Origin of the sequence: Streptomyces sp. NPDC050121 (assembly GCF_044460385.1) — a bacterium.
Taxonomy (GTDB): domain Bacteria; phylum Actinomycetota; class Actinomycetes; order Streptomycetales; family Streptomycetaceae; genus Streptomyces; species Streptomyces soliscabiei.
The window spans coordinates 78870-90685 of record NZ_JBITJV010000001.1 but is presented as its reverse complement, the minus strand read 5'-3'; the positions used below and the strand labels follow the sequence as shown (position 1 = coordinate 90685).

General features: G+C 72.7%; 10 protein-coding genes. 8 read left to right on the top strand and 2 right to left on the bottom strand.

Annotated elements, in window-relative coordinates:
• The first annotated feature begins 128 nt into the window (after nt 1-128).
• The 3 genes from ACIBTS_RS00450 to ACIBTS_RS00440 are packed head-to-tail and all read left to right on the top strand — an operon-like array spanning nt 129 to nt 5239.
• Nucleotides 129-1787 carry a tetratricopeptide repeat protein gene (locus tag ACIBTS_RS00450; RefSeq protein ID WP_399315670.1) on the top strand — a complete coding sequence of 553 codons (1659 nt, stop codon included), beginning with the start codon at nt 129-131 and terminating at the stop codon, nt 1785-1787.
• Complete coding sequence (locus ACIBTS_RS00445) at nt 1784-3550, top strand: nickel transporter (protein ID WP_399315669.1); 1767 nt, start codon at nt 1784-1786, stop codon at nt 3548-3550. Before ACIBTS_RS00450 ends, ACIBTS_RS00445 begins: the two co-directional genes overlap by 4 nt.
• A 60-nt stretch (nt 3551-3610) precedes the next feature.
• Nucleotides 3611-5239 (top strand): serine/threonine-protein kinase, encoded by a 1629-nt coding sequence (locus ACIBTS_RS00440; protein ID WP_399315668.1) that lies wholly within the window; start codon nt 3611-3613, stop codon nt 5237-5239.
• A 4-nt stretch (nt 5240-5243) separates the two neighbouring features.
• Here the strand turns inward: ACIBTS_RS00440 and ACIBTS_RS00435 are convergent, their stop codons facing one another.
• Complete coding sequence (locus ACIBTS_RS00435) at nt 5244-6050, bottom strand: SGNH/GDSL hydrolase family protein (protein WP_399315667.1); 807 nt, start codon at nt 6048-6050, stop codon at nt 5244-5246.
• Between the two features lie 625 nt (nt 6051-6675).
• On the opposite strand from ACIBTS_RS00435, the gene ACIBTS_RS00430 reads away from it, so the two are divergent.
• From ACIBTS_RS00430 to ACIBTS_RS00410, 5 genes are all read left to right on the top strand, one after another.
• The gene (locus tag ACIBTS_RS00430) at nt 6676-7506 is read left to right on the top strand and encodes a glycosyltransferase family 2 protein (RefSeq protein WP_399315666.1); all 831 of its coding nucleotides are present in this window, start codon (nt 6676-6678) and stop codon (nt 7504-7506) included.
• A complete protein-coding gene (locus ACIBTS_RS00425) occupies nt 7503-8501 on the top strand; it encodes a glycosyltransferase family 2 protein (protein ID WP_399315665.1) in 999 nt (332 codons plus the stop codon). The genes ACIBTS_RS00430 and ACIBTS_RS00425 overlap by 4 nt, the downstream gene beginning before the upstream one ends.
• Entirely contained in the window at nt 8498-9283 is a 786-nt protein-coding gene (locus tag ACIBTS_RS00420) for a polysaccharide deacetylase family protein (RefSeq protein WP_399315664.1), read from the top strand. Before ACIBTS_RS00425 ends, ACIBTS_RS00420 begins: the two co-directional genes overlap by 4 nt.
• A gap of 164 nt (nt 9284-9447) precedes the next feature.
• Nucleotides 9448-10557 carry a DUF5925 domain-containing protein gene (locus tag ACIBTS_RS00415; protein ID WP_399315663.1) on the top strand — a complete coding sequence of 370 codons (1110 nt, stop codon included), beginning with the start codon at nt 9448-9450 and terminating at the stop codon, nt 10555-10557.
• Between the two features lie 16 nt (nt 10558-10573).
• Nucleotides 10574-11347 carry a DUF72 domain-containing protein gene (locus ACIBTS_RS00410; RefSeq protein ID WP_399315662.1) on the top strand — a complete coding sequence of 258 codons (774 nt, stop codon included), beginning with the start codon at nt 10574-10576 and terminating at the stop codon, nt 11345-11347.
• 57 nt (nt 11348-11404) lie between these two features.
• Here ACIBTS_RS00410 and ACIBTS_RS00405 read toward each other — a convergent pair whose 3' ends face one another.
• Nucleotides 11405-11773 carry a GntR family transcriptional regulator gene (locus ACIBTS_RS00405; protein ID WP_319670237.1) on the bottom strand — a complete coding sequence of 123 codons (369 nt, stop codon included), beginning with the start codon at nt 11771-11773 and terminating at the stop codon, nt 11405-11407.
• Between the last annotated feature and the right edge of the window lie 43 nt (nt 11774-11816).

Below are 11816 nucleotides of genomic sequence, written 5' to 3'. Positions count from 1 at the left end.
GGGGAGAAACCTGCGCTCCCCGGCCCACCCCACCGACCGGCGCGGCCCGCGTACTCATCCCCCACGACGCGGGCCGCGCCACCCCCACGCGAGCAGGCTGATCCACCCCAGGCGACCTAGGAGAGGGCATGTCCCCGCGGACGAACGACGGCGAACCGGAGCGGGCGGCCTCCGGCCTGCCGGCAGCGGCTTCAGATCAACCCGCCCCGAACTCCGGGCGGGCCCCCGAGGACGCCTCCCTCGTGACCGGCGCAGCCGCGGGCGACGTCGTCGAGGCGAACCCCGAGCACACGGCCGCAGGGGACACCGAGCCGAATTCACCCGACGCGCACGCGACTGCCGCGGCCACGACCGCCGGTGAGGTGACCCCCGGCGCGGACGCCGCGACCGGCGGCGACGCTGCCGGATGTGGTGACGATCGTGTCGCCGCCGTTCGTCGTGTGGGCGCCGCCGGGCGCCGGTGGCGCGGGGTCCAACTCGGGGCGTGCGCCGCGATGCTGGCCGTCGCGCTCACCGCCGGGGCGATCGCGCTCGGGGCGGCGCGGGACGGACAGGACATGCCCGTCGCGACCGCCGCGGCGGTCTCCCCCGGGCTCCTCGCCAGTGGCGATCTCGACTCGGGCATCACCGCGCTTCAGACCCATCTCCGCGCCCAGACCAAGGACTTCGGCGGTTGGGCCACCCTCGGCCTCGCCTATGTCGAGCAGGCCCGCACCAAGGGCGACCCCTCCCGCTACCCGCAGGCCGAGCAGGCCCTGAAGCGGTCCCTCGCCCTGCGCCCCGACAACGACCAGGCCCTCGCCGGCCGGGCCGCCCTCGCCGCCGCCCGGCACGACTTCGCGAACGCCCTGACCTACGCCGACCAGGCGTTGCAGCGGAACCCGTACAGCGAACGCGCCCTGTGCTCCCGTATCGACGCCCTCGTCGAACTCGGCCGCTACGACGACGCCGAGCAGGCCGTGCGGACGGCCGACGAACGGCGGCCCGGGGTACCGGTGTTCACCCGCTACGCCTACGTCCACGAGCTGCGCGGCGACGTCACCACCGCCCGCCGGGTCCTGGACCGCGCGCTCGCCGCGTCGACCTCCCCCGGCGACATCGCCTATGTCGCCTCCCAGCTCGGCCAACTCGCCTGGAACCAGGGCGACTACCCCACCGCGCTCACCCACTACGCCCGCGCCCTCGCCGCCGACGAGAACTACCTCCCGGCGCTGGAGGGCCGCGCCCGCGCTCAGGCGGCGAGCGGCCAACAGGACCAGGCCATCAAGGGGTTGGAGCTCATCGTCGCCCGCTATCCGCTCCCCGGCCCGCTGGTCGAGCTCGGCGAGCTGTACGAGGCCCGGGACGGCGAGGGCGACCGGGCGAAGGCCCAGGACCAGTACGCGCTCGTCGACGCGTGGACGGCGATCGCCCGCGCCAACGGCGTCAACGCCGACCTCGACACCGCGCTCGCCGCCGCCGACCACGGCGACAAGGCGACGGCCCTGCGCGCGGCCCGCGACGACTGGTCCCGCCGGCACACCGTGCACACGGCGGACGCCCTCGCCTGGGCCCTGCACGTCAACGGCAAGGACGCCGAGGCGCTCCCCTACGCCCGGCAGGCCACGGCCACCGGCTACCGCAACGCGGCCTTCCTCTACCACCGCGGTGTGATCGAGAAGGCCACCTCGCACCCCGCCGACGCCCGTACCCACCTCTCCGCCGCCCTGAAGCTGAACCCGGGCTTCTCCCCGCTGGGCGCCCGCGAGGCCCGTACGGCACTCAAGACGCTGGAGGCGAGCAAGTGAGGTCGCGTCGTCGTCTGTTCGCCTCCTGCGCGGCCGTGTTCACGGCCGGCTGCGCGCTCGCGCTGGTTCCTTCCGCCGGCGCGAGCGCGCACCCCCTCGGCAACTTCACCGTCAACCGCTACGACGGACTCGTCGCCACCCCCGGACAACTGCGCGTCGACCACGTCGAGGACCTCGCCGAGATCCCGGCGACCCAGGCGAAGCCGGACATCGAGCGGCTCGGGATGACCGAGTGGGCCCGGCAGCGGTGCGCGACGGCCGCGAGCGGCAGCAGACTCACCGTCGACGGCCGTGCCGTCACCCTCACGGCGGGCAGCAGCAAGGCGGTCGTACGGCCCGGTCAGGCGGGGCTCAACACCCTGCGCGTCGAGTGCCGGCTGACGGCCCCGCTGCCCGACGAGGACACCGTCACCCTCGGCTTCCACAGCGAGGGCGCCTCCAGCGGCCCCGGCTGGCGTGAGATCACCGCCCGCGGCGACCGTATGACGCTCACCGACTCCGACGTGCCCGAGAAGTCGACCTCGGGCGAACTCACCGGCTATCCCAAGGAGTTGCTCTCCTCCCCGGCCGACACCTCGACCGCGTCCGTCAAGGTGCGGCCCGGTGGCGCGGCCCTCGTCGAGGACAAGCGGGACGCTCCGGCCGCGTCCGTGCTGCCGCGCGGCGCCGACCGCTGGACGCAGGCCCTGGACGACCTGGTCGCGCGACAGCACTTCACCGTCGGCTTCGCCGCGCTGGCCCTGGTGATCGCCGTCGGGCTCGGCGCGATGCACGCCGTCGCGCCGGGACACGGCAAGACCATCATGGCGGCGACGGCAGCCGCCCGCGGCGGCAAGGCCCGGATGAAGGACGTCCTGCCACTCGCCGCCTCCGTCACCATCACCCACACCCTGGGCGTCGTCGCCCTCGGCCTCCTCGTCACCGCAGGATCGGCCGCGGCGCCCTCGGTGATCGCCTGGCTGGGCCTGGCCAGCGGCGCACTGGTGCTCTTCGCGGGCACGAGCCTCGCCCGCCGGGCCTGGCGCAACCGCGGACACGGACTGGGGCACGGCCACGGACATGGACATGGACATGGACATGGACATGGACATGAGCACCAGCACGATCACGGGGACGGACACGGGCACGATCACGGCCCTGACCACGAACATGACCATGACCATGACCACGGGAACGGGCACGGGCATGACCACAGTCACGCGCCTGCCAAGCCCCCCGCCCGTCAACTGGCCCTAGTGGGCGCCCCCACCCCGCACACGCATACCCATCAGGCCTCCGAGCCCGCCCAGGACCACGGTCACGACCATGACCATGACCACAGCCACGATCACCACGACCACGAGCAAGAGCACGACCACCAGCACGGCCGCACCCACACGCACACCCACGGCGGCCACACCCACACCCACGCCGTCGCCCCCACCCTCCGCGGCACCATCCTGCTCGGGTTCGCCGGAGGCATGGTCCCCAGCCCGTCCGCCGTGGTCGTACTGGTCGGCGCGGCGGCGCTCGGTCAGGCCTGGTTCGGACTGCTGCTCGTCGTCGCGTACGGCGTCGGGCTCGCGCTGACCCTCACCGCCGCCGGGTTCGCCGTCGTCAGGCTGGGCGCGGGGGCGACCCGCCTCCTGGACCGGCAGCCGCGCTGGACGACCCACCCGGCCGTGACGCTCGTCCGCCGCAACATGCCCCTGTGGTCGGCGTTCCTCGTCGTCGCCCTCGGCGCCGGGCTGGTGCTCAAGGGGGCCGCATCCGTACTCGGCTGAGCTACGTTGGGGGAGTTGCGGGGGTTTTCGCCCGGACACGAACAGCGGAATGGGGGCGCGGTGTCCGAAGAACCGGGCAGTGAACGTCTGATCGCGGGCCGCTACCGTCTGCTGACCCCGCTCGGCGAGGGCGGCATGGGAACGGTGTGGCGGGCCCATGACGAGGTGCTGCACCGCGAGGTCGCCGTCAAGGAGGTGCGCGCCCCGCACGGACTGTCGGCCTCGGACGTCGAGCGGATGTACGCCCGGCTGGAGCGCGAGGCCTGGGCCGCGGCCCGGGTCGCGAACCGGAACGTCGTGACGGTGTACGACGTGGCCACGCAGGACGGGCGGCCCTGGATCGTCATGGAGATCGTGCGCGGGATCTCCCTCGCCGAACTGCTGGACGCGGAGGGGCCGCTGGAACCGGCGCGGGCCGCGCACATCGGGGCCGAGGTGCTGTCCGCGCTGCGGGCCGCGCACGAGGCCGGGGTGCTGCACCGGGACGTGAAGCCGGCGAACGTGCTGCTGTCGAACGACGGCCGGGTGGTGCTCACCGACTTCGGCATCGCGACCGTCGAGGGCACCTCCGCGCTGACCATGACCGGCGAGGTCATCGGCTCCCCCGAGTTCCTCGCGCCGGAGCGGGCGCTGGGGCGTACGCCGGGGCCCGAGTCGGACCTGTGGTCGCTGGGCGTGCTGCTGTACGCGGCGGTCGAGGGCAACTCCCCGTTCCGGCACGACACCCCGCTGAGCACCCTGCGTGCGATCGTCGACGAGGAGTTGCCGCCGCCGTACCGGGCCGGGCCGCTGGCACCGGTGATCGAGGGGCTGCTGCGCAAGGATCCGGCCCAGCGGCTGCCGGCCGACATGGCCGAGCGTGACCTGCGGATCGTCGCGGCGGGCGGCGACCCGCTCGCGGACGCGACCGGTGCGACGGCGCAGGTGCCGTACACGCCGTACACGCCGTATCCGCCGACGGCGGCGACCCCCGCCGAGCCTCTCCGCCAGGGGCCGCCGACGCCGCCCCAGCCCTGGACGGCCGCCCCGGCGACGACCGACTCGCCCCGGCCGGAGCGCAACCGACGCGCCGGGGTGGTCCTGGTGGCCGGGGTGGCGGTGCTGGCGCTGGCGGTCGCCGGGCTGACTTACGGGCTGCTGAACCGTGACGACGGCAGCGGCGCAGGCGGCACCGGCGGCGTCACCAACAGCGGTACGGAGATCGCGAGTTCGCCTCCGACGCGGCCGGAGTCGAGCGAAAGGACCAGCAAGTCGCCGAGTCCGAGTCCGAGTCCGAGTGAGAGCGCCTCCTCCGAGGCGCCGGCGCAGACCGTCGCGGTCACCGTGAGCGGGGCGCACACCGAGTACTCCGGTTCGTGTCCGCCAGGGAACGCCGACGCGCCCGCCTTCACGGCGACGATCACCGTGGGGCGGCTGCCCGCGACGGTGTCCTACCGCTGGGTGACGAAGGACGGCGAGCTCTCCGGGCAGACCTGGAAGACGCTCGAGTTCCCGTCGGGCGGGGGCAGGTCCAAGCAGGACAAGGTGATCGTGTCGACGTACGCGCAGAGCGGGACGTATGAGAACGCGATCGGCGTCGAGGTGCGGGAGCCGGTGAAGACGACGTCCGACTCGGTGCCGTTCTCGGTCACCTGCGAGGGGGAGACCCCGTCGGCCGGGGCCTCCCCTTCGTCCTCGCCGTCCGAGTGACGGCTCAGGCCGCGCTGTTCAGGACCGGCAGGTAGCCACCCGACTGACCGGATGCGGTCGGGTGGTAGGACTCGCCGATGTCGAGCAGGTTGAGGCTGTGCAGCCAGGAGCTGCCGGAGCAGATCTCGTGGCCGGTGAACGTGGTGCGGACGTCGCCGAAGGCGAAGCCGTGGGCCGCGGCGCGCTTGGCGGTCGCGGCGTCGAGGTAGTCGGCCGCGTTGTTGATGGCGGAGCGCTTGGTGTCGGACAGGCCCAGGCAGAGCGTGCCGACTTCGTAGAAGCGGGGGTAGCCGATGACGACCACGTGCGCGTTGGGCGCCTTGGCGCTGATCGTCGAGTAGAGGGTGTCGAGGTTGCCGGGGAGCGTCGAGTCGACGTAGGCCTTGGCGGTGTTGATGCGGTTGAGGCAGGTGCTGTCGGAGCCGGTGACACAGGTCGTCATGACGTCGGCGAAGCCCGCGTCGTTGCCGCCGGCGGTGAGGGAGACCAGGCCGGTGGAGGAGTTCAGGCCGCCGAGCTGGTTCGCCAGAACATCACTCGTACGAGCGCCTGAACAGGCCGCGAAGGTGAACGAGGCGGGGGCGTGGGCGGCGTTCCAGAGGTACGGGTACGCCTTGGTGCTGCGCTTGCAGTCGCCGCTGGAGCTGAGGTAGCTGCCCGCGCCGACGCCGGAGGAGTAGGAGTCGCCGAGCGCCACATAGCCGCCGGTCGCGGCTGATGGGGACGCGTGCGCCGCGGCCGCCCCGGTGAGGGCGGTGCCGACGGCGAGGAGGAGTGAGCTGACGAATACGACAAGTCGGGAACGTCTCATGGAACCTCCCTTTAGCAGGATCTCTGCCACAACCGTCGTAGCAACTACGCGTGTTGACGGGAAGTGTCCATGCCAAGACTTTCTGTGCCCTGACGTGATCGTTCACGGCCTCTTTTCGCTCGCGCCATTACGTGCGCACATCAGGTTTATTGACAGCCCCTCAATTCCCTTTTCTCCCATAGCCATACATCTGTTTCGGTCGGGACGCATCATTGTGTAACGGTCAAACGAACAAAAAGGTAAGAGGTCCGCCAAGGGCTTGCCATCCGGGCTTAATCATCAATACCGTCATACTTCTCACTCGCATCGGACCGTCGGCATCGGCTCCAGGGGAGGGCTCAGGGACCGCGGCGGCATCCGGGACGAGAGCGCGGTAGGGGGGTGCCGAGCTCGGTGACCGCAGTGGTGACCGGGCCGTGCCGCGCAGTCGGCCGCCGTCGTTTCGCCGGTGGCCGGTCAGCTTTGCCAGCTCACCCGGTGTGCGCGCGGAGCGTGCCGCCATGTCGTGCCGCACGGCCGTGGCCGTGCCGTTCGTGGGTGAGACACCAAACCCCCCTTTCGAACCGGACGTGGATTCCGGGCCGCCCAGGGGCGGGCGGCCCACCGGACGAGAGGGACCGAAGTCATGAGTTCCGTTCTGCAGCCGGCGACCTCGGGCGAGGATGTCCAAAGCCCGCACGCCGTCGACAAATACCGGCCCATCTCCTCTCACCTGGCCATCGCGCCGCCGGTGAGCGTGGTCATCCCCGCGATGAACGAGGCCGAGAACCTTCCGTACGTCTTCAAGACCCTGCCGGACTGGATCCACGAAGTGGTCCTGGTCGACGGCAACTCCACCGACGCCACCGTCCAGGTCGCGCGTGAGCTGTGGCCCGGCGTCAAGGTCGTCGGCCAGCAGGGCCGGGGCAAGGGCGACGCCCTGATCACCGGCTTCGAGGCGTGCACCGGCGACATCATCGTGATGGTCGACGCCGACGGCTCCGCCGACGGCAACGAGATCGTGTCGTACGTCTGCGCCCTCGTCTCCGGCGCGGACTTCGCCAAGGGCTCCCGCTTCGCCAACGGCGGCGGCACCGACGACATGACCTTCATCCGGTGGCTGGGCAACCGGGTCCTGTGCGCCATCGTCAACCGCAAGTTCGGCGCCCGCTACACCGACCTGTGCTACGGCTACAACGCGTTCTGGCGGCACTGCCTGGACAAGGTCGAGCTCGACTGCACCGGCTTCGAGATCGAGACCCTGATCAACATCCGGGTCGTCAAGGCCGGGCTGAAGGTCCAGGAGATCCCCAGCCACGAGTACCTGCGCATCCACGGCGTCAGCAACCTGCGGGCCGTCCGCGACGGGCTGCGCGTCCTGCGGGTGATCCTCCGGGAGCGGTCCAACCGGCGGGCGCTGCGCCGCCTGGTCCGCCGCTCGCCGATGCTCGACTCGGTCCGGGGAGAGGCGTCTTGAACACGATCGACGTCTCCGTCGTCATCTGCGTGTACACCGAGGACCGCTGGGAGGACATCCTCGCGGCGGTCGCCTCGGTGCGCGCGCAGACCCACCCGGCCGTGGAGACCCTGCTCGTCGTCGACCACAACCCGACGCTCCTGGACCGGCTGAGAAGCGAGTACAAGGAGACCGACGAGGTACGGGTGCTGCCCAACGCGGGCCCGCGCGGTCTGTCGGCCGGCCGCAACACCGGCATCGCCGCCTCGCACGGCGAGGTCGTCGCCTTCCTCGACGACGACGCCGTCGCCGAACGGGACTGGCTGCGCCGGTTCGCCGACCCCTACTCCGACCCCCGGGTGCTCGCCGTGGGCGGCCGGGCGGTGCCGGTGTGGTCGTCGGGGCGGCGGCCCGACTGGTTCCCCGAGGAGTTCGACTGGGTGGTGGGCTGCTCCTACCTGGGCCTGCCGCCCGGCCGGGTCCGCGTGCGCAACATCCTCGGCGGGAACGCCTCCTTCCGGCGCAGCGCGTTCGAGTGCGTGGGCGGCTTCGCCACCGGCATCGGACGCGACGGCAGCAAACGGCCGATGGGCGGCGAGGAGACGGATCTGTGCATCCGGCTCAGCCGCGCGAGACCCGACGCGATCCTGCTGATGGACGACCGCGCGGTGATCCACCACAGGGTGCCCGAGGGACGCGAGCGCTTCGGGTACTTCCGCACGCGCACCTACGCCGAAGGCCTGTCCAAGGCGCTCGTCGCCCGCAGCGTCGGCGTCGACAAGGGGCTGGAGACCGAACGCCGGTACACCACCCGGGTGTTGCCGGCCGGTGTGGTCCGCGGGCTGCGCGACCTGCTGCTGGCCCGCCCCGGCGGGGCCCGGCGGGCGGCCGCGATCGTCGCCGGGGTGCTGCACGCGGCCGGCGGGTACGTGGTCGGCAGCATGCGCGCGCGGCGGGCGGGGACGACGTTCGCCGTGGTGCCGATCTCCCTGGACGACGTGGAGCGGGCCGCATGACGCCGGGGGGTGTGCCGATCCTCATGTACCACGCGGTCGCCGCCGACCCCAGCGACGCCACCCGCACGCTCTCGGTCAGTCCCGAGGCGTTCGCCGAGCAGCTCGCGGTGATCGCGGACCGGGGCCTGACCCCGCTCACCACGGCGGACCTGGCGGCCCGCTGGCGGGCGGGCCGGCCGCTGCCGGACCGCCCGGTGCTGATCACCTTCGACGACGGCTACGAGGGCGTGCACCGGCACGCCCTCCCGGCCCTGGCCGCGCACGGCTTTCCGGCCACCCTGTTCGTCTCCACCGGCTGGATCCGGGGCGCCCACGACACCGGCGGCGGCCTGGACACCATGCTGGACTGGCGTCAGACACGCCGACTGGCGGACGCGGGCGTCGAGATCGGCGGCCACAGCCACACCCACCCGCAGCTCGACCAGCTCGACGACGTGGCGCTGCGCGCCGAGCTGACCCGCTGCCGGGACATCGTCGCCGGTGAACTGGGCGCCCTGCCCGTGTCGTTCGCCTACCCGTACGGCTACTCCAGTCGCCGGGTGCGGGCGGCGGTGCGCGGCCACGGCTTCGCCCAGGCGCTCGCCGTCGGCAACTCCCTCGCCCGCCGCGCGCAAGGGCCGTACGCCCTGCGGCGGGTGACGGTACGGCGGGCCACGGACACCACGGAGTTCGAACGACTGCTCGACGGCCGGGCGATCGGCCGTACGTTCGCCCGGGACCGGGCGCTGACCAAGGGGTACGCGATGGTCCGGCGGACCCGGCGACTCCGGCGACTGGTATGAGGGCGGTGGCCCCGGCGGAGCCCGTCGGGGCCACCCACCACAGCCCGGACCCGACGGCCGGATCCGGGACACGGGGCGCACCGGGCACATCCGACACACCGGGCACACCACGCGCACTGCGGAAACCGGGTGCAGACGGGGCCCATGTGCCGGATCATGGCCGCATGTCTGCCCAGCCACAGGACGCTCTGCCGATCCGGCTCACCGTCGACGACTCCGACTCCCCGTCCGATGTCGTCGACGCGCTGTTCCTCGGCCGCTTCGCGACGGGCGAGCAGCCGTACTCGCACGCCGCGAACATCGACCGCGTACGCTCCGGCGCGACCCTGCTGCCGCCGCAGGCCCGCGTGCTGCGCGTCGCCCGCGACGAGGACCGCAGCGCCACCCTGGCCGAGGGGGACGGCTGGACGCTGCTGGTGTCCCGCTGGAACCGCGGCGCCGACGTCACGGTCACCGCGACCACCGCCGAACTCGCCGCGAAGGTGCTCGACGAGGCCACCGAGGGCGCGGCGGACGAGCCCGAACCCCAGCCGGAGAACGTGACCATGGGGTTCTGGTACGTCTCCCCGCGACGCGGCCCGCACCGCACCACCCGGCAGATCTCCGCGGGCACCTGGGACGAGGTGCGCCCCAACTACACGGCCCCCGTCGCCGAGGCGTTGGACCGGCTGATGGGGACGACCCCCGAGGACATCGCGGGCCGACTGCTCCTGCTGCACGGCCCGCCCGGCACCGGCAAGACCTCGGCGCTGCGCACCCTGGCCCGGTCCTGGCGGGACTGGTGCCAGGTGGACTGCGTCCTGGACCCCGAACGGCTGTTCTCCGACGTCGGCTATCTGATGGACATCGCGATCGGCGAGGAGGACGGCACGGGCAAGGCCCGCTGGCGGCTGCTGCTCCTGGAGGACTGCGACGAGCTGATCCGCGGCGAGGCCAAGCACACGGCGGGCCAGGCGTTGTCGCGGCTGCTGAACCTCACCGACGGCCTGCTCGGCCAGGGCCGCAACGTCCTGGTGGGCGTGACGACCAACGAGGACCTGGAGCGCCTGCACCCCGCCGTCGTCCGCCCCGGCCGCTGTCTGGCCCGGATCGAGGTCGGCCCGCTGACCCAGCGGGAGGCCGTGGACTGGCTGGGCAGGGAGGCCGCCGCCCGGGAGGAGGACATCGGCCGCGAGGGCGCCACGCTGGCGGAGTTGTACGCACTGCGCCGGGGCACGTCCCCGACCTCGCTGCCCGAGCCCCGGGGGCGGTCGGACGCGGGACTGTACCTGTAGGTGTTTTGATGGAGGTATGACGCTGTACGTCGGCACGTCGGGCTGGCAGTACAAGGACTGGAGGGGCGTCCTGTACCCGGCCGACGTGCCCCTGCGGCGGTGGCTGGAGGAGTACACGGAGCATTTCGCCACCGTCGAGATCAACAACGCCTTCTACCGGCTGCCGTCGCGGGAGACGTTCGCGTCCTGGGCCGGGCGGGTGCCGACGGACTTCACGGTCGCGGTGAAGGCGAGCCGCTATCTGACCCACATCAAGCGGCTGAAGGACCCCGAGGAGCCGGTGCACCGGCTGATGAGCCACGCGGCCGGCCTCGGCGCCCGGCTCGGCCCGGTCCTGCTCCAGCTGCCGCCGACCCTGCGGGCCGACACCGAGCTGTTGGACGCCTGTCTGTCCTGCTTCCCCTCGGGCACGCGGGTCGCGGTGGAGCCGCGTCACGACTCGTGGTGGACCCCCGAGGTGCGGGAGGTCCTGCGGTCCCGGGGCGCGGCCCTGTGCTGGGCCGACGTCCTCTCCCGCCCGGTCACCCCGCTGTGGCGGACCGCCGACTGGGGCTACGTCCGCTTCCACCAGGGCCGCGCCCAGCCGTGGCCGCGCTACGGGCAGCGCGCCCTGGAGAGCTGGATCGACCGCGTCGCGACGACCTGGCAGGACGGGGACGACGTGTACGCGTACTTCAACAACGACCCCGGCGGCGCAGCGGTCGGGGACGCGGCGCTGTTCGGCAGGACGGCGGAGCGGGCCGGCCTGACGGTGACCCGCACCCCTCGCGCGCTCGCGGCCCGCAGCTGATCACGCCCGCACGATCACACCTGGCCGATCACGCCCGCTCGGTCACCTCATGGCCGATCAATCCTGGTAGGCCGCCCGCAGGGCGTCCCGTACGGCCGCCGACGCCTGCTCCTGGGTGAGCCCGAGCCGCCGCACCCGCTCGGCGTAGGCCTGCGCCGCGGTCGCCGCCTCACGCTCCGCCGCCGACCCCGCCGCGGCCACGAACGTGCCGCCCCGCCCCCGGGTCTCGATCACCCCGTCCGCCTCCAGCGCCCGGTACGCCTTGGCGACGGTGTTCGCGGCGAGGCCGAGCGACTCGGCCAGTCCCCGCACCGTCGGCAGCCGGTAGCCGACCGGCAGAGCTCCCGACCGCGCCTGCCCGGAGATCTGCGCCCGCACCTGCTCGTACGGCGCGGCGCTCTCATCGATGTGGATCTTCAAGGTCACGGGCCGATTGTCCCGTACCCGCCGGAAAATTGAGAGGCATGGG

What these genes read in the sequence shown, in the direction of transcription:
- ACIBTS_RS00450 (WP_399315670.1), top strand. Translation starts at nt 129, where the DNA reads ATGTCCCCGCGGACGAACGACGGCGAACCGGAGCGGGCGGCCTCCGGC.
- ACIBTS_RS00415 (WP_399315663.1), top strand. Translation starts at nt 9,448, where the DNA reads ATGTCTGCCCAGCCACAGGACGCTCTGCCGATCCGGCTCACCGTCGAC.
- ACIBTS_RS00420 (WP_399315664.1), top strand. Translation starts at nt 8,498, where the DNA reads ATGACGCCGGGGGGTGTGCCGATCCTCATGTACCACGCGGTCGCCGCC.
- ACIBTS_RS00435 (WP_399315667.1), bottom strand. Translation starts at nt 6,050, where the DNA reads ATGAGACGTTCCCGACTTGTCGTATTCGTCAGCTCACTCCTCCTCGCC.
- ACIBTS_RS00430 (WP_399315666.1), top strand. Translation starts at nt 6,676, where the DNA reads ATGAGTTCCGTTCTGCAGCCGGCGACCTCGGGCGAGGATGTCCAAAGC.
- ACIBTS_RS00410 (WP_399315662.1), top strand. Translation starts at nt 10,574, where the DNA reads ATGACGCTGTACGTCGGCACGTCGGGCTGGCAGTACAAGGACTGGAGG.